Genomic DNA, 21,214 nt, shown 5'->3' with positions numbered 1-21,214 from the left:
CTATATAATTGAATGCCAACTATCATCGATTTATCTAAGCCCATCCGTTACAACGCTTCCGACCCCTGGTTTATGAAGGTAAAAATCAAACATAAACCACATAGTAAGGCCAAATGGCTGATCCGTTTGCTGGGTTTGCCATTTAAATTGTTCCCTGCTGGTTTTGTGGGCTGGGCAGATGATACGATACAAAAAATGGGCGTACATTCAACTACGCATGTAGATGCACCCTGGCATTATTCGCCAACCGTAAACGGCCAAAAAGCCAAAACGATTGATGAAATACCGCTCGATTGGTGCTATGGAGATGGCGTAGTGATCGATATGAGCCATAAAGCTGATTTTGATCCGATTACTGTTACAGATTTAACTTCGGCGCTGAAGGAGACTAATACTCCCCTTCAACCAGGAATGATTGTGCTGATCAAAACCGGAAGGGATAAATATAACGGCAGTAAAGATTTCCATGAAAAAGGAACGGGAATGAGCCCCGAAGCTACCAGCTGGTTAATTGAACAAGGCATTAAAATGATGGGGATAGACCAATGGGGCTGGGATTTGCCCCTTCCATACATGATTAAAGAAGCTAAAAGAACCAATAATGTCGACTATTTTTGGTCGGCGCATTTGGTGGGTCAAAATGCCGAATATTGCCATATGGAACAACTGGTTAACCTCGATGCTTTGCCGCCTTCGGGTTTTAAAGTTTGTGTATTTCCACTAAAGATTGAGGGCGCTTCTGCAGCTCCTGCACGTGTAGTCGCAATATTAAACGATTAAGATGAAACCGAATAAAGTTTACAATATTGCCTCGACCATTTTCCTGATTTTAGGCTGCCTGGTATTTAGTTACGACGGTTACAGTTTATTGGGAATTTCGACGGTAAACCTGTTTCTGGCCTTAATGATTATGGCTTATGCCTGTTCGTTTATTGCCTTAATGAAAGACCGGAAATCGGTTATTTCGTGGTTGTTGGTGATTTTAAACTCCATCATCGTTATCTGCATCATTTATTTCTTAACGCATTTTAAATTGAAGATGTAGTAATGTCGTTAAAAATCCTTAAACCTTTCATTGCAGTTGCTCTTAAGCAACTGCAATCTTATAAAACCAGTAAACCGTAGGTTCTTAAAGTATTAATGGGTTTCGAGTACCAAAAAAGCTCGAAGTTATCCATCTCACGCTCAAAATCAGCTTTAATCTCCTGAAAAGTATAAACCCGCTCATTTGCAATCGCCAATTGCGTTAAGATATTCCTCAACCACTCGCCTTCTGTTTTATTGGTTTGTATCGTAAAAGTTTCCTTTTTATCGTGAAAAGTTAGCGAGGCCAGCTCCCAGGTATTTCCCTTTTTCGATTTGGTAAAGTAATCAACTTCTGGCTTTCCCCCAATCCAAACCACTTTAGCTGTAGGTTTGGTATTAAAATGCTGATCATCGTTTAAGGCCGTTTCAATAAAATCAGCCTGAATTTTGGTTCTTGGGATTTTAAAATCGAACCAATCCTGCAGCTCGTAATCAAAACAGATGCCATGCATAAAATTGAACAACGATTTCTTTAATCCGAAACTGAATTTGTTATGATCAATACCCGTTTTATCGATGTAATTAATGTCGTTATTGGCAAAAGTTCCAATTGCTTCCGTTTCTTTTACCACACCAAACTTCTCGGGGTACATGCCAACCGGACTATGGGCCGTCATGGCAAACTGGTGCCAGAAACCCGATTGCAATACACCTGCCTCAAAGAGCTGGCGAACCATCTCCAGACTATCAACCGTTTCCTGCACGGTTTGTGTTGGGTATCCGTACATTAAATAAGCATGTACCATAATTCCAGCTTCGGTAAAATTGCGGGTTACCCGCGCTACCTGCTCTACGGTTACCCCTTTATCAATGAGTTTTAACAAACGATCTGAGGCTACCTCCAACCCACCTGAAACAGCAATACAACCCGAAGCCTTTAAAAGCAGGCATAAATCGCGCGTAAAGCTTTTTTCGAAACGGATATTCGTCCACCAGGTTACGGCAAGTTTTCTTCTGATAATTTCCAGGGCTACCTCTCGCATTAAGGCAGGTGGAGCAGCCTCATCTACAAAATGGAAACCATTCTGACCAGTTTTCTGATAAAGATCTTCTATCCTGTCAACAATCAGTTTTGCAGCTACAGGTTCGTAAACTTTAATATAATCTAAAGAAATGTCGCAAAAAGTACATTTACCCCAATAGCAGCCATGCGCCATGGTTAGCTTGTTCCAGCGGCCATCGCTCCACATGCGGTGCATGGGGTTTACAATCTCAATTACCGAAATGTACTGATCGAGCAGCAAATCACTATAATCAGGAGTACCCACATCAGCCTGCTTGTAATCGTTTCTGAAAGCATCGTTTCGGTAAACCACTTTACTATCTTCCAATAGGAAGGTTCTTTTATAAAAATGTGCTTCAGCAGGCACTGGATGTGTAATATTGTGGTAAAGCAGTTCGATAGGCAGCTCGCCATCATCTAAAGTAATATAGTCGAAAAACTCAAATACACGTGCATCTGATAAAGATCTGAGCTCGGTATTGGGAAAACCACCACCCATCGAAATTTTAATTTCCGGATGATTGGCTTTAACCCACTGCGCACAACGGAAAGCACTGTATAAATTACCAGGAAAAGGAACCGAAATCAGGAATAATTTAGGTTGAATAGCTTCAATTTTCTCTTTTAGTACCGAAATTAGGATCTGATCGATATAAGTTGGTGCCTCAGCTAAAGCCGCATATAGCTCATCGAAAGAATTGGCACTTCTGCCTAAACGCTCAGCGTAACGGCTAAAGCCAAAATTTCCGTCAACACATTCTACAATATAATCAGATATATCTTCGAGATATAAGGTGGCCAGGTGCTTGGCCTTATCTTGTGTACCCATGGCACCAAAAGCCCAGTCTAGCTCTTCCAGTTGAGAAAAACGTGAGGCCTGAGGCAGAAAATCATCACCACAAATTTGCAGCGCCAGCGTTGGGTTTTTCCCCTGCAAAAAAGCGATTACCGCATCAATTGTTTTTAAGTACTCGTCTTGCAAAGCCAAAATGCGTTTGGAATTGTCGCTTTTGGCACTTTTAGATTCATCAGCATAGCTGAATAAATCTTGTAATCCCTTTTTTGAGAACAGTTTCAAAATCACTTCGATACCTAAATCGGCCTGTGTTGAACTAATATTTTTGGTATTCAAAAACCCTTTGATATACGCTGTGGCTGGATAAGGAGTATTCAGTTGGGTAAAAGGCGGCGTAACAACAAAAAGTTCTGTTTTCAAGAGAGAAAGGATTAAAATGCAAAAGTAAGGGATTTTTTAATAGAGTCGTCACCCTGTCCCGATTATTAAATCGGGATCAGGGTCTATCCATGGAAAAAACACAGTCTACATAATAGTTCCAAAACAATGAAAATACTATTTATACTTAGAAAGTAAATTCAGCAAGAGCAACAGAATATGATTCAATTAAACTAAAAACCCAATTCAGGCGTTTTATAACTAACATCAACGCCTTTTGCTACATGAGATTTTTGCCCCTGCTTTTGATACTGCTCTTTGTTCAAACCACATTTGCTCAAAAAACTTTTCTTTTTCCAAAGGTTAAGGCACAGGGAGTTTCTGTGGCTGCCCTTACTCCCCCAAACTGGACGCTCATTGAAAGTGCCACCGGCGACTTAAACAATGATGCTACTGATGATTTAGCGCTGGTTTTCGAATCCAATCAGGTAACAGACGAAACCAGAACTTATGGCGATAATCATTCGGATATTATTAAGGAAACACAGAAACCCCGCATCTTAGCCATTTATTTCAGAGATAAAGCTAACGGCGTTTTTAACCTTTCGGCTCAAAACAACGACTTTATATTACGATCGGAAGAAGGTGGTAAAGTTGGCGATCCTTTACAGCAAATGGCCATTAAAGACCAGCAACTGTTTTTACGGTTTAAGGGTGGCAGCGAATGGCGCTGGGAACTGGGTTATACTTTTAAATTCCAAAACAAAGATTGGTTTTTGACCAGTGCCATCAACCTTTATTTTAATCAGAATACGGGCGATATGACCGAAAGGATTTACGATTTCAGTAGCCGCCAGTTATTTACTACTGTAGGTAATTTGCACCGACGCGATATTGCCAACCGCAAAACCAGCGAAGTTTTATACTTCAGCCAGCTAAGAACCTTTAAAACTTTTAAAAAGCCCTGGGCCTGGGAGATTATGCCGAATGTTTATTTGTAGGTTTGAATTACAAATTCTGCGCAATCACAAAACCACTGGCCCATGCCCATTGAAAATTGTAACCACCCAGCCAGCCGGTAACGTCCATACATTCCCCACCGAAAAACAGATTGGGTATCTTTTTACATTCTAGGGTTTTAGAAGAGATTTCGCTGGTGTCAATCCCACCACGCATAACCTCGGCTTTGTCATAACCTTTATCCCCTGCTGGCTTAACTTTAAAGTGGTGAATGGTTGCTGCAATTAAATCGAGTTCGGCCTTGGTTAAAGCAGCTACAGGTTTTGTTAAAGGTAAAAATTTACCTAATGCATCAGTAAACTTTCTGGTATAAAAGCGGTGTAGCAAGGTAGATAACAAAGTTTTTCCATTGGTTTTACGTTCCTCTTCCAATAATGCAAGTACATCATGGTTTGGCAATAAATTGATGTTAATCGTTTCGCCCCGCCTCCAGAAAGATGAAATTTGCAAAATGGCCGGGCCACTTAGTCCCCAGTGTGTAAACAGAATATTTTCTTCGAAAGCGATTTCATCATTGCTCACTTCGCAGAAAACTGAATTGCCCGAAAGCTGCGCAAACCACTCTTCGTCTTTTCCCGTAATGGTTAATGGCACCAGAGCTGGCGCGGTTTCTATGATATTAAGTCCGTTTTTTCTGGCAAAACGTAAGGCAAAATCAGTGGCGCCCATTTTAGGTATGGGTAGTCCGCCGCTGGCAATTACCAGTTTTTCTGTAGTTAATACCACCGTTTTACCATTCTTTTCGTAGCTCACTTTAAAGTAATCGTCAAAGATTTCGATATTGTTAACCGCAGCATTACACCTGATTTCCTGACCAAAGTCTTCGCAAATTGAGGTAAAAACCGCAACCACATCTTTGGCATTTTTATCATCAGGGAATAACTGGCCTAAAGTTTTTTCCTTTCCTTGAATGCCGTAAGTTTCAAAGAAACTGATGGTATCTTCTACCGTCCACTGGGTAAAAGCCGATTTTACGAAATGCGGATTGGCCGAGATAAACTGCTCAGCTGATGCGAATTGGTTAGTGTAATTGCAACGGCCACCACCCGAAATTAAGATTTTGGCACCCGGTTTATCGCTTTTTTCGAGTACAATTACCTGCTTACCCAAATAGCCCGCTTGTACCGCACACATCAATCCGCAGGCACCCGCGCCAATAATTATCGCATCTGCATCCATCAATAAATCTAAATATTGTTACTTTTGTGCAAAATTAGCATAATTTTCAACCCCTCATGGCAAAACAGATAAGCGAATTAAAATTAGGTATTTTAGGTGGTGGACAATTGGGCAGGATGCTCATCCAGCAAGCCATCAATTACAATGTTACTTCATTGGTTTTAGATCCTGATCCAGATGCGCCCTGTAAACACATTGCAAATTACTTCGAAAACGGTTCTATTACCGATTTTGATACCGTTTATAACTTCGGTAAAAAAGCAGATATCATTACCATCGAAATTGAAAAAGTAAATATCGATGCATTGGAGCAACTGGAAAAAGAAGGTAAAAAAGTATTTCCACAATCGCGGGTAATCCGCTTAATACAGGATAAAGGCGTACAAAAACAGTTTTTTAAAGAAAACGATATTCCTACTTCGCCCTTTCAGATTGTTAATACGAAAGAAGATATGGAGAACAGCCAGTTTCAGTTCCCATACATCTTAAAGCTGAGAAAAGATGGTTACGACGGGAAAGGCGTAATGAAAATAAACAGTGCGGCTGATTTAGATAAAGCTTTTGATGCGCCTTGTATTATCGAAAAACTGGTTGATTTTGAAAAAGAGGTAGCCGTAATTGTGGCCCGCAATGCCAACGGTGATATGAAAACTTTTCCGATGGTGGAAATGGAGTTTAACCCGGAAGCTAACCTGGTTGAGTTCTTGATTTCGCCTTCAACCTTTGCCGAAAGCTTACAGCAAAAAGCAGAAAACATTGCCAAAAATGTAGCTTCGGCGATGAATATTACGGGTATTTTAGCGGTAGAAATGTTTGTGTGTAAGGATGGTGAATTATTGGTGAATGAAGTGGCTCCGCGCCCACACAACAGCGGTCACCAAACCATTGAAGGCAATTACGTTTCGCAGTTTGAGCAACATTTACGCTCCATTTACAACCTGCCATTGGGCGATACCAGCAGCATAACCAATGCAATTATGATTAACCTTTTGGGCGAAAAAGGCTATGAAGGCGTAGCCAAATACGAAAATTTAGAAAAAATATTAGCCATTGATGGTGTGTATGTACACTTATATGGCAAGAAATACACCAAACCTTTCCGTAAAATGGGCCACGCTACCATTGTCGATATCGACAGAGACAAAGCGATAGAAAAAGCCCGTTTTGTACAAAAAACATTACGTGTGATTGCATAACCCTTACCATAAAATTTAAAAAATATATCATGAGCAATACAAATTCATCAAACTTCAGTGTCGGCATAATAATGGGTAGCAAATCGGATTTACCGGTTATGCAAGACGCTGCAGATGTACTTAAAGAATTTGGAATCAGTTACGAAATTACGGTGGTTTCGGCGCACAGAACCCCTGAACGCATGTTTAACTATGCCAAAGAAGCACAAGGCAGAGGCTTAAAGGTAATTATTGCCGGTGCTGGTGGTGCTGCACATTTACCTGGTATGGTGGCTTCAATCACTACGCTTCCGGTTATTGGTGTGCCGGTTAAATCATCGAACTCTATTGATGGTTGGGACAGTATTTTGTCTATCCTGCAAATGCCAAACGGTATTCCGGTAGCTACAGTTGCTTTAAATGCAGCTAAAAATGCTGGTTTACTAGCCGCTCAGATTCTGGCAACAGCCGATGAATCTTTAACGGTTAAAATGCAGGCTTACAAAGATGATTTGAGAAAAAAGGTTGAGGAAAGTGCTGCTACAATGTAGTCTTTAGTCCTGAGTCGGAAGGTCGTTTATGATAAAATATAACAGGCTGAATCATAAATAAAGATTGTCATCCTGAGCTTGTCGAAGGACCTACTTAAATACAAAGTGAGGCGTTTCGACAGGCTCAACGTGACAAGCTTAAAAAGAAACTAAAATTAATACTTTAGCCTTATTTTGAATTTAGCTATTGTCAAGTGCAAACTGCTAACTGACTAATTTAAATTCGGATCAATCGGAAAATTGCTTACATGGGCAAATTTTGGCCCTAAATGCACAATCACATCGCGCCAGAGTTTTTCATCGTCATTACCAAAAATCAGGTCTGTATTCGGAATATCGCTTACCATCCAGGCGTTCTCTTCAATTTCCCGGTCTAACTGCCCTACACCCCAGCCCGAATAGCCCATAAAAAACTTAATTTCAGTTGCATCTATCGCATTAGAATTCATCAGAATTTTAAGTGTTTCGAAATTACCACCCCAATACAAGCCATCGCCAATAGGTTCGCCGCTTTGCAGCTTATCGTAACAACGGTGTATAAAATGGAGTGTATCGGCCGCTACCGGTCCGCCAAAATAAATGTGGTTATCGGCCTGCCATAAATCCTGGATTACATCATTTAAAATTAAGTTCCCTACCTGATTGAGGATATAGCCCACCGTCCCTTCTTCGCCATGCTCGGTTAACAGTACAACTGATCTTTTAAAATTAGGATCTGACATAAAAGGCTCTGAGATCAGGAGCCGGCCGGTTTTCGGTTTTATATTGTTAAGCATGACGATAATCATTTGTAGCACCGTAAAAGATGCCTATTTTTGTTTTATGCAAGTTACAAATGAATTTCTACAAAACCTGCGCCAAGATTACAAAAGCGCTTCACTAGACGAATCGGATGTAGACAACGACCCGATTGTACAGTTTAAAAAATGGTTTGAACACGCTGTTGAAGCTAAAATATATGAGCCTAACGTAATGACGCTGGCCACTGCCGATAAATCAGGTCGGCCTGATGCCCGCATCGTGCTTTTAAAAGGTGCAGACGAGCAGGGCTTCAGATTTTACACCAATTACCTGAGTGCGAAAGGAAAAGAACTGAAGAAAAATCCTTTTGCCTGCCTGGTGTTTCACTGGCCTGAACTGGAAAGACAGGTTAGAATTGAGGGTACGGTTGAGAAACTGGATAAAGAAACTTCAGAGGCTTATTTTAATACCCGGCCTGAAGAAAGCCAGATTGGTGCTATTGCTTCTCCGCAAAGTCAGGTTATCCCCGACAGGGCTTTTTTAGAACAAAAAGTCGCCGATTTTAAAGCCAAAAACCAGGATAAAGCCATTGTTAAGCCAGCTCATTGGGGTGGTTATGTGGTTAAACCTACACGTATTGAGTTTTGGCAAGGTCGTAGCAGCAGATTGCACGATAGGATTAATTTTGAAAAGCTTAAGGGTAGCTGGGTGAAAAGCAGGTTAGCTCCTTAAGCAGAAAGCTAAAAGACTAAAGCTAAAAGCAAATTACTGTAAACAAATAGAGATCGGCTATCCAGCACGATCTCTATTTTAACTAATCATTAACTAACCTAAATTTACTAGGAAGTACCTTTATTAAAACGCCTTTACTTTTTAAGATCAGGCGGTAATTTTCTTTTCCTTCTATAAGCAATTAAAATGCTTTTTTGTTTTTTCTGATGATTCAAATGTCCTTAAAATGACTGTAATCTGAAAGCTTGTACCGATGAGTAATTGCTTTGTATCGACTAAAAAACAGGATCGAAAATTTAACATTTCATTTAACATTTTTTAACTATATATTTTTGTTAATCAACATATTAAACATTAATAAATAGATTAAAATTTGAGATAAAAAAAGGGAGATTTCTCACCGAAACCTCCCTTTTACCAATGACAATAACAGCTGTTATCTTGCTTTAGTATAAGTCCACTTTTCGTAAAAGAATGTCCTGTCGGCACCAGACTGCGTCATGATGTAACTCACCTCTAAAACTTTGGTATTGCCCGAAACGGTAAACTTGTTTACCCCTGCCGGATTTAACCTTGCCGCCCGAACAGATGAGTTAGTTCCCTGTCCGTAATAGTTGGTTACTGAAGTTACATTTCCATCGGCATCCATGGTAAATATAGGCGCGAAGTTTCCATAAGCTGAGGTAGATGTACCACTTTTAATCGGGTGATAATAATTGCTGGCATACAGATAACCATCATATTCAACTACCGAAGTAGCACCAGTGGTTCTCAACTCCTGCGTCATCGGGTAATAACCGGTTAAAGTACTTGAGGTATTATCAACCATGGCACTCGAAGCCGTTACGGTATATACGCCATCGTACTTATTTTTGGCTACGATTAAAAATACACCAGTTCCGTAATTACTGCTAATGGTTCCAGATGAAGCAGATTTAATTTTAATGCCCAGTGCGTAGGTTTTGGTAAAATCGAAAGCTGCTGTATTTAGCGTAAGGTGAAAAGTTGCTGTTTTTGATCCTTTTGGGATTGTTACATTATAGCTGGGCACAGTGTACAATGTGGTAGGCAATACTGTGTAACTACTGCTCATGGTAGCTACAGCTGCATCGTCAAAACCTAGAACCAGGTTTACATCTTCAGCTGCTCCATCTACACCAGTGTAATTTATGGTTACCGGAAAATCAATCGAAGCTGCAGCATCAAAAGATTTAGTGGCTACAGCGTAAGCCGTAGAGCTGGTTCTCGAAGGCAAATCGGCTAGTTCAATAATCCCGCTCGAACCATTTTCGGTATAAATGCCATCTTGCTTGGTACAAGCGGTAAAACCCGCAGTGAATACCAGCAATGCAAGGCTAATTTTTTTATAATTCTTCATTTCTTTCTGTTTAAAAAATCAATTAGTTAACATCCCAAAAAATCTTTGAGGTATAGGCGCTTAAACCCGTTGGTACGTTTGGATTAAGGTTGTATTCGGTAGTTGGGTACAGGTTTCTAACCGGGAGTTTATCGGCCGAAGTTGCAGAAGATTGCAGCGATACAAAAGTGGTGGTAGCGCCGGTACCTGAGATGGCTGGATAACCGGTTCTTTTGTACTCTTGCCAGGCCTCGTAACCATTAACAAAATTCAACGCAATATACTTTTGGGTAATAATAGCTTCTAAACGTTGTGCAGCAGTAGTTGCAGCGCTATAATTTACCAGGTAATTACCTGTATTTGCTGTTTTATAAGCAGTTAGGTAAGCATCTAAAACAGCTGTAGTAGCAGATGTGGTATTTGCACCCGTTTTTTGGAGATAATTGTAAGATGCCTTAATACCGTTATCGAAATTCGTAGCGGCATCACCAGATAAAGTATGACCATTTAAGGCGGCTTCAGCCAACAGGAAATAAGTTTCTGCCGCTGGCATAATTAATTGCCCCATTACCCTGCTTTTAATAATGCCCTGCGTTTCTGGTGCATTCAGCGCTGTACCTACGCCAATGTACCAGGCCGGATAGCCCGAAATCCATGAACTTACATTAGTTTCATTTCCCAGTTGGTTAATCGGGGTGGTACCGGCTGCATAATTCTTATAAATTAAAGCACCACGGGTAGCATCCGATAGTTTAGTACCATTGTAGAACGAAAAAATCCAGCGGGTTGGAATCTGCTGTGCTGCATAAGCGCCGTTACTACCGGTATAAGAAGAGTGATAGGTATTCCACAAAGGGTTTTGACGGGCACTCGTACTTACATAACCCGGATTAATGGTTACATCTTCGGTTAAAAAACCTTCGGCAGAGAAAGTACCAAATGCACTTGTTGCGTAAGCAGCCAGCGTTCCGGCCTGCGCACGTGTTAAAATCCGTAGTTTAATGTTGTTGGCAAATTTAATCCATTTGGTTGCATCACCTTTAAATACAATATCGGCACTGCCCAATGCACTTACCACTGAGCTTGAACCATAAGTTTGCAGGTCTTTAATGGCGGCATCAATTTCGGTAACCAGCGATTTATAAACCGTAGCTGCATCATCGTAATGTGGTGTCAGATTATCTACACCAGCCAGGCCTTCTGTATAAGGTACATTGCCGTACTCATCAACCAGAATCTGGTAATAATATGATTTCATAATCCGGGCTACAGCATTGTACAATACATATTTGTTTACTCCTGTAGTAGAAGTAATGATATATTGATAACTCCGCAAATCGGTAAAAGCCGAATTAAACAAGCCGTTATTGGTACCCGAATTCCAGTTATAGGTAAAAAAGGTCGATCCTGTAAATGAGTAACCACCAGCATTAGCCTGATAACCAGCCATCCAGGCACCATAATTAAAATAGGTAATAAAATTTGAAGCTGTATTATTCAGTACCGCCGGCAAAACCAGGTTCGGTGAAGATGAAGTAGCTGAGTTGGTATTTTCGTTGATATCCAGATAACTCTTTTTACAGCTTTGCACCGTAAAAGCAGTAATCAGGATGATCGATAATTTTAAAAGTCTTTTCATAATTCTTGTCATTAGAAAGTTAATGATATAGTTCCGCCATAATAACGGGTTGGAGGCGTTTGCGAAAGTGAGGTAATCCCCACGGCGTTACTGTCTGCTCCGTTATTGCTGTAATCCGGATCGGCGTATTCATTCGATTTCGGCATCCAGATAAATAAGTTTCTGCCTTGTGCACTAACGGTAGCCGATTTGATAAATTTCACATTGCGCAATACCGATGATGGCAGTTTATAAGACAACGCCAGTTCGCGCAGTTTCCAATAGTTACCCGAATACACATAGTTACTGGTTACACTCGAGTACAAACTGCTGCTGGTCCAGAAACCTGCTCCACCATCAGAAACAGTGATGCTGTTATTAGCTACATAAGTACCTGTTGCACTATCGTAGTATGAAGAATTAGGGAATACAAATTTCTCTCTGTTGTAGTAAGCACTACGGGCTGATGACCCCGAGAAGTCGTAAGTTGAGCCTGCTGTACTGTATTGAACATAGTTGGAGCGGTATTCGAACAAGCCAGAGAAAGTTAAACCTTTATAGCTCAGCTGAAAATCAAGCCCGAGCCTGTTTTTTGGAATGGTGTTTCCTAAAATATTACCTTCAGTTTTTCCAACCGGGTAGCCTGTATTCTGATCAACCACTACCCTGCCTTCCGGATCGCGGATATAATCAGAACCGATAATTACCGGGTAAACCTGACCAACCTGACCAAAAATAGTTGAGCTGTTGCTTACGCCAATCCGGGTTAAATCGTTAGATAAAGACACCAGCTTATTATTGTTGTAGGTGTAGTTACCGCCCAGGGTTAATTTCCAGTCGCCCTTTCTGATTGGTGTAAAATGGAGTGCGGTTTCCAAACCTTCGTTGGTTAATTCGCCGGTGTTAAGCAAATAATAGCTATAACCAGTCGTAATCGGTACTCCGGCCACAATGGCTTGTCCGGTAGAGCTGGTATTGTAATAGGTTACCGTACCATCAACCAGGCCTTTAAATAACCTGAAATCTATACCAGCTTCGTAGCCTGTTGTAATTTCAGGTTTCAGGTTGTTGGAAACTAAAGTATTGTTTGGTGTATAACCTGTACCATAGCCATAACCAGTTTGTGAATCGAAAGTAGATTCGAGCGAATAAGCGCCACCATTGGTACTGTTACCTACGTTAACATTACCTACTTTAGAAATACCTGCCCTGATTTTCATGTAATCGATTACCTTGCTGTTTTTCAGGAAAGCAAAAGCATCTGTTGGGATGAACGACACATCAGCAGCAGGATAAAAAAACGATCTGTTTGCGGGTGCCAATTACCGAAACCCAGTCATTTCTTCCTGTTAAATGCAGGAAAAGATATTTTTTGTAACCAATGGTGGCATCGGCCCACACACCATACTGACGGGTATTGTAATTTGATTCATCAGCCGAAGGCGTTCCGGTAATGTTGCCCAGGTTATACAAATCGGTAACCTGTAAGCCGCTACCCGAAGCATTGAGGTATTTATAGTTGTAGCTTTTTAAAGAAGTACCCACCAATGCATTGACCGAGAAATCTTTGATATCTTTTTTGATATTGGCAAAAAAGTCGGTGCTAAAGTTACTGGTACTCAACATCTGATCAGAAACTCCACTACTTTCGTTGGTTTTAGCCGAATGATCGAGTGTGTACTGCGTATAAGTATAGCCTGCAGTACTGTTTTTGTTTTTGTAATAGCGGTTACTAATGGCAGCCCGATAGGTAAAATCTAACCAGTCAGTTGCTTTATATTTTAACTCTAACAAGCCGGTTAAATATTCATTCTGCGTTTTTTGCCTGTAGTTATCAATAGCCCAATACGGATTTTCGTAATAATCGTTGTAATAATTATCCGGATTACCCCAGCCACCGGTATTTTGCCAGTCTTTATAACTTAACAAGGGAATTTGTGCCGGTGTATTCAATAAATTGTTATAAATAGTAGAAGTTGCACTAGTAATATCATATTTATTCTGTGTGTAACTGGCGTTGTAATTGGCTGTAAAATTTTTGGTAAAATTCCGTGATCCGTTGTATCTCAAAGCAATACGAGTATATTCATCTTTTGGTGTAGTACCCGATCCGTTAAGATATTGTGCCGATAAATAGCTCGATGATTTCTCGTCAGCTGCAGAAATAGAGAAATCGGTCTGGTTAGAGACGCCGGTATCCCAAAAATCATATTTATCATTGGTAGCCGAATAAGCAGCATATTGTTGGGTACCGTTTTCGAGCACGCGACCAATTGGTCTTAATGTACCATCAAAAGCTGGTCCATATTGCTGGTTTTCAATCGGATCATACACCTGTACACCTGAGGTAGAGCCCGAACCAAAACTATTCTGCAAAAGCGGATAAAAACTAACCTGCTCCAACACTGTTGTATTGGATAGTTTAATTACAGGCGTACCCTGCTTACCTTTTTTAGTGGTAATAATCAGTGCGCCGTTAGAAGCATCTGAACCATACAGGGCAGCACCGCTCGCACCATTCAAAACCGTAATATCATCTACATCATCCGGATTAAGGTTGCCCAGTAAAGCATTCGGCACTACGGCACCATCCAGTACAATCAGGGCCTGGTTATTGCCCGTGATAGAACGGTTTCCGCGTAATACCAAACGGTAGCTCGGATTAACCCCGCTACCTACAGCATTAATTTGCAAGCCGGCTACTTTACCTGCCAAACCGCCGGCAATGGTAGGCGATTTACCTGCGGTAAGCGATTCGCCATCTACACGGGTAGAGGCATAACCTTGCTCACGCGCGGCACGTTTAATCCCTCCGGCAGCTACTACTACTTCATCCAGACTGTTTACATCCGATTCGAGTACGATATCGATATTTCTGGCATTTACATTTTGTTCTCTGGTTTTGAAGCCGATGAAAGTGAATACGAGACTATGTATACCCGATGGTACTTTGATTGAATAAGCACCGTTGGCTCCGGTAGTTACCCCGTTGTTGGTTCCTTTAACCTTAACACTTACCCCCGGCAGTGGCAATCCGTCTTCTTTGGCTGAGACCACTCCTGTTACTGTCCTTTCCTGAGCTGAGGCCTTCACCCCCAGCAAAACAATAAAGAACAACAAAAACTTTAGTAGTTTTCTTTTCATTTACATTTTAGTTTAATAAGTTAATAATGTGTTTTGAAGAATTAACCACAACAAGTACCGCAACAGAACCGCATGCCCTGTATCAATTGAAACCTGTTAAATGATTAGTTTAATTTTTCATTGTTACCGGAAATTGAAGGGAGATCCGGTCCATCACGAATAATTGCAGCGAATAATAATTCAGCCACTAATAAAGAAATTTGAGAATAACTAAAATTTTAAGAAACGATAAATTATGTTTATGTATCGATAAATCGTTTTAACATTGTTAAATGACATTTTTCGACAGAAATTTTCGATTATTTTATTAAGAACACTAAAATTCAGAAGAAAACCACCGTAAATATTATCGAAATAATGAAATTCAAAACAATCAGACCACCAATCAACCAACAATCATAACCCTACAAGAAAAAATCACCAAAACATACATCATTAACACGTAACCAATCGCCAAAACACTTATATTCCTACATCAATCCGCTGATCTGAATATATCTCTAAGGTATGATAGAAGTCAGATACAAATAAGTAAATTCGTCCATTAATCTATTTAAATGATGAAACAAATCGCAGTTATAGGATCGGGCACAATGGGAAATGGCATTGCCCATACTTTTGCACAATTCGGATATCCGGTAAACCTGATCGACATTAACGAAACGGCTTTAGCCAAAGCGTTGGATACCATTGGTAAAAACCTCGACAGGCAAGTGAGCAAGGGAACGCTAACTGCCGAACAAAAAGCATCGACCCTTCAAAACATACAAACTTTTACCAGTTTAAAAGATGGTGTTGCGCATGCTGATTTAGTGGTAGAAGCCGCTACTGAAAATGTTGAATTGAAGTTAAATATTTTCAAAGAACTGGATCAATATGCACCTGTTCAGGCTATACTCGCTTCCAACACCTCTTCTATCTCGATTACGCAAATTGCAGCAGTTACTAAACGGGGCGACAAAGTAATCGGCATGCATTTTATGAACCCTGTTCCCGTAATGAAACTGGTTGAGGTGATACGCGGTTACGCCACGAGCGATGAAACAACTAAAACCATTATGGCGCTATCTGAAAATTTAGCCAAAGTTCCGGTTGAAGTAAACGATTACCCTGGTTTTGTAGCCAACCGCATTTTAATGCCCATGATTAATGAAGCCATCTATACCCTTTACGAAGGTGTAGCCGGGGTTTATGAAATTGATACAGTAATGAAATTGGGTATGGCACACCCTATGGGACCATTACAGCTGGCCGATTTTATTGGTTTAGATGTTTGTCTGGCTATTTTAAAAGTGTTGCACGATGGTTTCGGTAATCCTAAATATGCGCCTTGCCCATTATTGGTAAACATGGTGGCAGCGGGTAAAAAAGGTGTTAAAACCGGCGAAGGCTTTTATACTTATACCGCAGGCTCGAAAGATTTAGTGGTTGCTGAGAAATTTAAAAAATCCTAATTTTTTTAGCATTTAATATTATATTTGCGGTATGAATGAGCATCTGGATCCTAATTCAAGTCACTTAACCCCTACCGATCGCGATATTGAGCGGGTATTAAGGCCGCAAGCATTCGAAGATTTTACCGGGCAGGAAAAAGTGATGGAAAACCTGAAAATTTTCGTTCAGGCGGCCAAACTTCGTGGCGAAGCGCTGGATCATGTGCTGCTGCATGGCCCTCCGGGATTGGGGAAAACTACGCTGTCTCATATTATTGCCAACGAAATGGCAACCGGAATTAAAGTAACCTCTGGCCCGGTTTTAGATAAACCAGGTGATCTTGCAGGTTTGTTAACGGGTTTAGATGAAGGCGACATCTTGTTTATCGATGAGATTCACCGTTTATCACCTTTGGTGGAGGAATATCTTTATTCGGCCATGGAAGATTTTAAGATAGATATCATGCTCGAAACCGGCCCTAATGCCCGTTCGGTGCAAATTTCGCTCAATCCATTCACCCTGGTGGGAGCTACTACACGCTCGGGCTTGCTAACGGCGCCTCTACGTGCCCGTTTTGGCATCAACGCGCGACTGGCCTATTACGATGCTAAATTGTTAACTACCATTGTACTCCGTTCGTCTGAAATCCTGAAAACGCCGATCAGCGATGAAGGTGCTTACGAAATTGCCCGCAGAAGCCGCGGTACACCCCGTATTGCCAATGCCCTCTTGCGTAGAACCCGTGATTTTGCCCAGATTAAAGGAAATGGCACCATCGATCCGGAAATTGCACGCTATGCTTTAGATGCCTTAAATGTAGATGAACATGGCCTGGATGAGATGGATAACCGCATCCTGACAACCATTATCGATAAGTTTAAAGGTGGGCCCGTGGGCTTAAAAACCATTGCTACCGCTGTTGGTGAAGATGAAGGTACAATTGAGGAAGTTTATGAACCCTTTTTAATACAGGAAGGTTATATTATGCGTACCTCGCGCGGCCGCGAAGCTACTGAAGCTGCTTATAAGCATTTGAAAAAGAATTATCCGGGGCAAAGCGGAAAATTGTTTTAGTACAGACCTAGCATAATCGTCATTTCGACTGAAACGCAGTGGAACGGAGAAATCTACTCTAGCTACAGGCCTACTTTGGAGTATCTACCAAAAAGATTGCTTCGCTCCTGCGCACAACCCATTCTTCAGCTCGCAATGACGAGAACATTTTAACGATCCACATAGATCAACGTCATTCCCGTGCAAACGGGAATCTCAAAGCGAATGCAATAATATTTATGCTATCTATCCTTTTAAAGCTTTACGATTCCCAATCAAGTTGGGAATGACGATCTCATGGTGGTATGCCAAGTAATTTTCGTGCTGTTTGATTAGAAAAATCAGAACATTTATAGCCTTTAGGTGTTCATTACATACAAAATCAAGCAAATCATGAATATCGAAATACGTAAACTAACGCTCGAGGATTACGCAGACCTCAAAGAATCTATGCTTCAGGCCTACGATAGCATGGGTGGCTCCATCTGGCCTAAATCGAGCATTGCCAAACTTTTAAACCTTTTTCCCGAAGGGCAGCTTTGTATCGCCGTTGATGAAAAGGTAGTAGCCTGCTCACTTTCCATTATTGTAGATTATGACGAATATGGCGACCGGCACACTTATAAGCTGATTACCGGCGATTATTCTTTCTCTACACATAATCCAAATGGAGATACTTTGTATGGCATCGAAATTTTTGTGCATCCAGAATACCGGGGGCTGAGACTGGGCCGCAGACTTTATGAAGCCCGTAAAGAACTTTGCGAAAGCTTAAACTTAAAGAGTATCATTGCCGGTGGCCGTATCCCGGGCTATCACGCTTATGCAGAAACTTTAACACCACGGCAATACATTGATAAGGTTAAGGCCAAAGAGATTTATGATCCTACGCTTACCTTTCAGATTTCAAACGATTTTCACGTTCGGAAAGTTTTAAAGAATTACCTTCCGGGTGATAAGGAATCGAAAGAATATGCCACCCTCATTGAGTGGAACAATATTTACTATCAGGGAGTTGATGCCTCGGCCCGCTCGGCCATGACCATTCGCCTCGGGCTGGTGCAGTGGCAGATGCGGCTTTTTCCTGATATGGAATCATTTTATGAGCAGGTAGAGTTTTTCGTAGATGCCGTAAGCGGGTACAAATCAGATTTCATCATGTTTCCGGAGTTGTTCAATACCCCTTTACTGCAACCCTATAACCACTTACCTGAAATTGAAGCCATGCGTAAACTGGCTGAAAAAACGGAAGAAATTGTACAGAAAATGCATGAATATGCGCTGAGCTATAATGTAAATATCATAACCGGTAGTATGCCTTTGCTGGATAACGGCAAACTTTACAACGCTACCTACCTTTGTCATCGCACGGGAAAAATAGATGAGTACCGCAAAATTCACATCACACCGAACGAACAGAAATACTATGGGATGATTGGTGGCGATAAAGTACAGGTTTTTGATACCGATTGTGGTAAAGTGGGTATATTGATCTGCTACGATGTAGAGTTTCCAGAGTTGAGCCGGATTTATGCCGACCAAGGAATGCAAATCTTGTTTGTACCTTTTTTAACTGATACCCAAAACGGTTATACCCGTGTAAGGCACTGCGCACAGGCCCGCGCCATCGAAAACGAATGTTATGTAGCCATTGCAGGTTGTGTGGGTAACTTGCCCAAAGTAAACAATATGGATATCCAGTTTGCACAGTCGGCGGTTTTTACCCCTTCTGATTTTGCCTTTCCTACCAATGCCATCAAGGCCGAGGCAACGCCCAATACAGAAATGGTTCTGGTAGTTGATGTTGATCTGCACCTGCTGGATGAATTGCACCATTATGGTACCGTAAAGATTTTAAAAGACAGAAGAAATGATCTTTATCAGGTGAAACTCTTAAAATAGCATAAAAAATGCCGGTTGCTGTGAGGTAACCGGCACTTAATCTAACCATAAAGTCCTTATTTACGCATGGCGAACCATACAATTAAGGCAATAATAATCAATATAGGCAAAACCCATTTTAAGGCTTGTCCTGCGCCATTTACATCTTTCTCGGTAATCGCTGGCTTGGCAGGTCCAGGATTATCTTTATGGCTTTCGTAATCTTTTTCTATAGGTCTGTGAGCTCCTCCAGTTTCCGTATGTTTTGGATCTATATTTTCCATAATATTAAGATTAAATTGTTAGTCTAGCTGGTCAAATTCCGGTTCTTGAAAAACTACAAGCTATTTTTAGTTTCTGTATTTAGAACAAGCGATTAGTAAAAATGTTTTAATCCTATGCCTTATCTTTGCAGGCTGGTGTACAACAATTCTGCAAAATATAGTCAACTGATAAAAGACGAGGCACTGCGCCTGGGCTTTCTGGCCTGCGGTATTGCCAAGGCAGAATTTTTGGAAGAAGAAGCGCCCCGCCTGGAAAAATGGCTGAGCCAAAACCACCATGGCGAAATGAAGTACATGGAAAATTACTTCGATAAACGCCTCGATCCGAGGTTATTGGTAGAGGGTGCGAAATCGGTTATCTCCCTTTCGTTAAACTACTATACCGACGAAACACAAAGTGATCCTGATGCGCCAAAAATCTCTAAATATGCTTACGGCCTGGATTACCACACCGTAATAAAAGACAAGTTAAAAGAGCTTACCCATTTTATAGAAACCAACATCGGTGAAGTTTCGGGCAGAGCTTTTGTTGACTCGGCCCCGGTTTTAGATCGCGCATGGGCGAAAAAATCGGGTATTGGCTGGATTGGCAAAAATTCTAACCTGATCAGCAAAAGCAGTGGTTCATTTTTCTTTCTGGCCGAGTTGATCATTGATCTGGAGCTGGATTACGACAACCCTTACCAGGCCGATTACTGCGGTAGCTGCACACGCTGTTTAGATGCCTGCCCTACCGACGCGATTATTGCCCCGCAGGTAGTTGATGGCAGTAAATGTATTTCTTATTTAACCATTGAGCTTAAAAATGAAATCCCAACAGCGTTTAAAGATAAAATGAGCAACTGGATGTTTGGCTGCGACATTTGCCAGGATGTTTGCCCCTGGAACCGTTTCTCAAAAGCACACAACGAAGCAGCCTTTAAGCCTGAGAGTGGCTTACTGGATTTGAGCGCGAAGGATCTGACAGAAATTACTGATGAAGTTTTTAAAAAGGTTTTTAAAGGCTCAGCAGTTAAACGCACTAAATTTGCCGGACTAAAACGGAATATTGATTTTTTAAAGCCTGAATAGTTTTAAAATCTTTTTCATAAATTTGATATTATGACTGATATTCAACTCTATACGAAACTAGCAGATTTGCCTATTGAACTGAAGAAGCGGGTATCAGATTATATAGATTCCTTAATGGCAAAGCAACAGCAGAAAAGCGATAAGCAAAAGCGAACTGCTGGTCTGGCAAAAGGATTAGTCAGCATGAAAGATAACTTTGATGATCCTGTCGATGGTTTTGAAGATTATCTGTAATGAATATCCTTCTTGATACACATATTGTAATTTGGTTCATTACAAATGATACCAAACTCCCTAAGAGATTAAAGCGTATCATAGAAGATCCCAACAATAAATGTTTTGTTAGTATTGCAACTTACTGGGAACTATCAATTAAATACTCACTTGGTAGGCTGAATCTGAATTCAAGTATTGAAGAAATTTTTAATATTATCGAGGTAAGTGGGTTTGATATATTACCTATAACACTCAATCACATTTTGCAGCTTACAACTTTAGAACACCATCATAACGATCCATTTGACAGATTAATTATCGCACAATCAATTAGCGAAAATCTTAGTGTCATAAGCATTGATAACTATTTCCCAGCCTACAAAATTCAATTGATTAAATAATTTGAAAATAACTTTCAAAACAAAATTTTCATCAACAATAAAAAAGCCTCTCTTAAAAAAGCTTTAAGAAAGGCCGAAATTTATAAGGCTTTTA

Annotated in this window: 20 protein-coding genes; 12 read left to right on the top strand and 8 right to left on the bottom strand. The window is 40.8% G+C overall.

Annotation, left to right across the window (positions count from 1 at the left end; genetic code table 11):
• Positions 1–12: 12 nt before the first annotated feature.
• Both BLR37_RS11420 and BLR37_RS11415 read left to right on the top strand, forming a co-directional pair.
• On the top strand, positions 13–780 hold the full coding sequence (locus BLR37_RS11420; RefSeq protein ID WP_090768673.1) for a cyclase family protein: 768 nt from the start codon (positions 13–15) through the stop codon (positions 778–780).
• Between the two features lies 1 nt (position 781).
• On the top strand, positions 782–1,045 hold the full coding sequence (locus BLR37_RS11415) for a hypothetical protein (protein WP_039472474.1): 264 nt from the start codon (positions 782–784) through the stop codon (positions 1,043–1,045).
• Positions 1,046–1,103: 58 nt separating this feature from the next.
• Here BLR37_RS11415 and BLR37_RS11410 read toward each other — a convergent pair whose 3' ends face one another.
• Complete coding sequence (locus BLR37_RS11410; RefSeq protein ID WP_090768670.1) at positions 1,104–3,305, bottom strand: B12-binding domain-containing radical SAM protein; 2,202 nt, start codon at positions 3,303–3,305, stop codon at positions 1,104–1,106.
• A 242-nt stretch (positions 3,306–3,547) separates the two neighbouring features.
• Between BLR37_RS11410 and BLR37_RS11405 the strand changes: the two genes are divergently transcribed.
• A complete protein-coding gene (locus BLR37_RS11405; protein WP_090768668.1) occupies positions 3,548–4,264 on the top strand; it encodes a hypothetical protein in 717 nt (238 codons plus the stop codon).
• 7 nt (positions 4,265–4,271) lie between these two features.
• Here the strand turns inward: BLR37_RS11405 and BLR37_RS11400 are convergent, their stop codons facing one another.
• Positions 4,272–5,462, bottom strand: a complete 1,191-nt coding sequence (locus BLR37_RS11400) for a BaiN/RdsA family NAD(P)/FAD-dependent oxidoreductase (RefSeq protein WP_090768666.1) — start codon at positions 5,460–5,462, stop codon at positions 4,272–4,274.
• A 56-nt stretch (positions 5,463–5,518) separates the two neighbouring features.
• Here BLR37_RS11400 and BLR37_RS11395 point away from each other — a divergent pair, with 56 nt between their 5' ends.
• Both BLR37_RS11395 and purE read left to right on the top strand, forming a co-directional pair.
• Positions 5,519–6,658, top strand: coding sequence for a 5-(carboxyamino)imidazole ribonucleotide synthase (locus BLR37_RS11395; RefSeq protein ID WP_090768664.1), 1,140 nt, complete (start codon positions 5,519–5,521; stop codon positions 6,656–6,658).
• A gap of 29 nt (positions 6,659–6,687) precedes the next feature.
• Positions 6,688–7,188, top strand: coding sequence for a 5-(carboxyamino)imidazole ribonucleotide mutase (gene purE, locus BLR37_RS11390; protein ID WP_090768662.1), 501 nt, complete (start codon positions 6,688–6,690; stop codon positions 7,186–7,188).
• 212 nt (positions 7,189–7,400) lie between these two features.
• Here the strand turns inward: purE and BLR37_RS11385 are convergent, their stop codons facing one another.
• A complete protein-coding gene (locus BLR37_RS11385) occupies positions 7,401–7,910 on the bottom strand; it encodes a YqgE/AlgH family protein (RefSeq protein ID WP_341844515.1) in 510 nt (169 codons plus the stop codon).
• 100 nt (positions 7,911–8,010) lie between these two features.
• On the opposite strand from BLR37_RS11385, the gene pdxH reads away from it, so the two are divergent.
• Positions 8,011–8,661 (top strand): pyridoxamine 5'-phosphate oxidase, encoded by a 651-nt coding sequence (gene pdxH / locus BLR37_RS11380; RefSeq protein ID WP_090768837.1) that lies wholly within the window; start codon positions 8,011–8,013, stop codon positions 8,659–8,661.
• A gap of 436 nt (positions 8,662–9,097) precedes the next feature.
• Here the strand turns inward: pdxH and BLR37_RS11375 are convergent, their stop codons facing one another.
• From BLR37_RS11375 to BLR37_RS25500, 4 genes are read right to left on the bottom strand one after another with little or no spacing between them, the layout of a single operon-like run.
• Positions 9,098–10,039 carry a DUF1735 domain-containing protein gene (locus tag BLR37_RS11375; RefSeq protein WP_090768658.1) on the bottom strand — a complete coding sequence of 314 codons (942 nt, stop codon included), beginning with the start codon at positions 10,037–10,039 and terminating at the stop codon, positions 9,098–9,100.
• 22 nt (positions 10,040–10,061) lie between these two features.
• Positions 10,062–11,657: a SusD/RagB family nutrient-binding outer membrane lipoprotein gene (locus BLR37_RS11370; protein WP_244154642.1), complete on the bottom strand. Its 1,596-nt coding sequence runs from the start codon at positions 11,655–11,657 to the stop codon at positions 10,062–10,064.
• Between the two features lie 11 nt (positions 11,658–11,668).
• Positions 11,669–12,916 carry a TonB-dependent receptor domain-containing protein gene (locus BLR37_RS25505; RefSeq protein WP_208599638.1) on the bottom strand — a complete coding sequence of 416 codons (1,248 nt, stop codon included), beginning with the start codon at positions 12,914–12,916 and terminating at the stop codon, positions 11,669–11,671.
• Between the two features lies 1 nt (position 12,917).
• Positions 12,918–14,780 (bottom strand): carboxypeptidase-like regulatory domain-containing protein, encoded by a 1,863-nt coding sequence (locus tag BLR37_RS25500; protein WP_208599637.1) that lies wholly within the window; start codon positions 14,778–14,780, stop codon positions 12,918–12,920.
• Positions 14,781–15,340: 560 nt separating this feature from the next.
• Here BLR37_RS25500 and BLR37_RS11360 point away from each other — a divergent pair.
• The 3 genes from BLR37_RS11360 to BLR37_RS11350 all read left to right on the top strand — a co-directional run bounded on the left by BLR37_RS11360 (position 15,341) and on the right by BLR37_RS11350 (position 19,169).
• A complete protein-coding gene (locus tag BLR37_RS11360) occupies positions 15,341–16,234 on the top strand; it encodes a 3-hydroxyacyl-CoA dehydrogenase family protein (RefSeq protein WP_090768654.1) in 894 nt (297 codons plus the stop codon).
• A 31-nt stretch (positions 16,235–16,265) separates the two neighbouring features.
• A complete protein-coding gene (gene ruvB / locus BLR37_RS11355; protein WP_090768652.1) occupies positions 16,266–17,288 on the top strand; it encodes a Holliday junction branch migration DNA helicase RuvB in 1,023 nt (340 codons plus the stop codon).
• Positions 17,289–17,660: 372 nt separating this feature from the next.
• Entirely contained in the window at positions 17,661–19,169 is a 1,509-nt protein-coding gene (locus BLR37_RS11350; RefSeq protein WP_039472452.1) for a bifunctional GNAT family N-acetyltransferase/carbon-nitrogen hydrolase family protein, read from the top strand.
• Positions 19,170–19,225: 56 nt separating this feature from the next.
• On the opposite strand, the gene BLR37_RS11345 is transcribed toward BLR37_RS11350, so the two are convergent.
• Positions 19,226–19,432, bottom strand: coding sequence for a hypothetical protein (locus tag BLR37_RS11345; protein WP_090768650.1), 207 nt, complete (start codon positions 19,430–19,432; stop codon positions 19,226–19,228).
• A gap of 114 nt (positions 19,433–19,546) precedes the next feature.
• Here BLR37_RS11345 and queG point away from each other — a divergent pair, with 114 nt between their 5' ends.
• Genes queG through BLR37_RS11330 form a run of 3 tightly spaced genes read left to right on the top strand, consistent with a single transcriptional unit; the run spans position 19,547 to position 21,120 of the window.
• Positions 19,547–20,503 (top strand): tRNA epoxyqueuosine(34) reductase QueG, encoded by a 957-nt coding sequence (queG, locus tag BLR37_RS11340; RefSeq protein WP_244154641.1) that lies wholly within the window; start codon positions 19,547–19,549, stop codon positions 20,501–20,503.
• Between the two features lie 30 nt (positions 20,504–20,533).
• Complete coding sequence (gene vapB / locus BLR37_RS11335; protein ID WP_090768648.1) at positions 20,534–20,737, top strand: type II toxin-antitoxin system VapB family antitoxin; 204 nt, start codon at positions 20,534–20,536, stop codon at positions 20,735–20,737.
• Positions 20,737–21,120: a type II toxin-antitoxin system VapC family toxin gene (locus BLR37_RS11330; RefSeq protein WP_090768646.1), complete on the top strand. Its 384-nt coding sequence runs from the start codon at positions 20,737–20,739 to the stop codon at positions 21,118–21,120. The genes vapB and BLR37_RS11330 overlap by 1 nt, the downstream gene beginning before the upstream one ends.
• Positions 21,121–21,214: the final 94 nt, after the last annotated feature.

The sequence above is a fragment of the Pedobacter soli genome (assembly GCF_900101435.1).
In the GTDB taxonomy this organism is placed as follows: domain Bacteria; phylum Bacteroidota; class Bacteroidia; order Sphingobacteriales; family Sphingobacteriaceae; genus Pedobacter; species Pedobacter soli.
Note: the sequence above shows the minus strand (reverse complement) of the source record. Positions and strands in the feature narration are given on the sequence as shown.

What these genes read in the sequence shown, in the direction of transcription:
- BLR37_RS11395 (WP_090768664.1), top strand. Translation starts at nt 5,519, where the DNA reads ATGGCAAAACAGATAAGCGAATTAAAATTAGGTATTTTAGGTGGTGGA.
- queG (WP_244154641.1), top strand. Translation starts at nt 19,547, where the DNA reads ATGCCTTATCTTTGCAGGCTGGTGTACAACAATTCTGCAAAATATAGT.
- BLR37_RS11345 (WP_090768650.1), bottom strand. Translation starts at nt 19,432, where the DNA reads ATGGAAAATATAGATCCAAAACATACGGAAACTGGAGGAGCTCACAGA.
- ruvB (WP_090768652.1), top strand. Translation starts at nt 16,266, where the DNA reads ATGAATGAGCATCTGGATCCTAATTCAAGTCACTTAACCCCTACCGAT.
- BLR37_RS11415 (WP_039472474.1), top strand. Translation starts at nt 782, where the DNA reads ATGAAACCGAATAAAGTTTACAATATTGCCTCGACCATTTTCCTGATT.
- BLR37_RS11400 (WP_090768666.1), bottom strand. Translation starts at nt 5,462, where the DNA reads ATGGATGCAGATGCGATAATTATTGGCGCGGGTGCCTGCGGATTGATG.
- pdxH (WP_090768837.1), top strand. Translation starts at nt 8,011, where the DNA reads ATGCAAGTTACAAATGAATTTCTACAAAACCTGCGCCAAGATTACAAA.
- BLR37_RS11360 (WP_090768654.1), top strand. Translation starts at nt 15,341, where the DNA reads ATGAAACAAATCGCAGTTATAGGATCGGGCACAATGGGAAATGGCATT.
- purE (WP_090768662.1), top strand. Translation starts at nt 6,688, where the DNA reads ATGAGCAATACAAATTCATCAAACTTCAGTGTCGGCATAATAATGGGT.
- BLR37_RS11405 (WP_090768668.1), top strand. Translation starts at nt 3,548, where the DNA reads ATGAGATTTTTGCCCCTGCTTTTGATACTGCTCTTTGTTCAAACCACA.
- BLR37_RS11420 (WP_090768673.1), top strand. Translation starts at nt 13, where the DNA reads ATGCCAACTATCATCGATTTATCTAAGCCCATCCGTTACAACGCTTCC.
- BLR37_RS11385 (WP_341844515.1), bottom strand. Translation starts at nt 7,910, where the DNA reads ATGTCAGATCCTAATTTTAAAAGATCAGTTGTACTGTTAACCGAGCAT.
- BLR37_RS11350 (WP_039472452.1), top strand. Translation starts at nt 17,661, where the DNA reads ATGAATATCGAAATACGTAAACTAACGCTCGAGGATTACGCAGACCTC.
- BLR37_RS11330 (WP_090768646.1), top strand. Translation starts at nt 20,737, where the DNA reads ATGAATATCCTTCTTGATACACATATTGTAATTTGGTTCATTACAAAT.
- BLR37_RS11370 (WP_244154642.1), bottom strand. Translation starts at nt 11,657, where the DNA reads ATGAAAAGACTTTTAAAATTATCGATCATCCTGATTACTGCTTTTACG.
- BLR37_RS25500 (WP_208599637.1), bottom strand. Translation starts at nt 14,780, where the DNA reads ATGAAAAGAAAACTACTAAAGTTTTTGTTGTTCTTTATTGTTTTGCTG.
- BLR37_RS11375 (WP_090768658.1), bottom strand. Translation starts at nt 10,039, where the DNA reads ATGAAGAATTATAAAAAAATTAGCCTTGCATTGCTGGTATTCACTGCG.
- vapB (WP_090768648.1), top strand. Translation starts at nt 20,534, where the DNA reads ATGACTGATATTCAACTCTATACGAAACTAGCAGATTTGCCTATTGAA.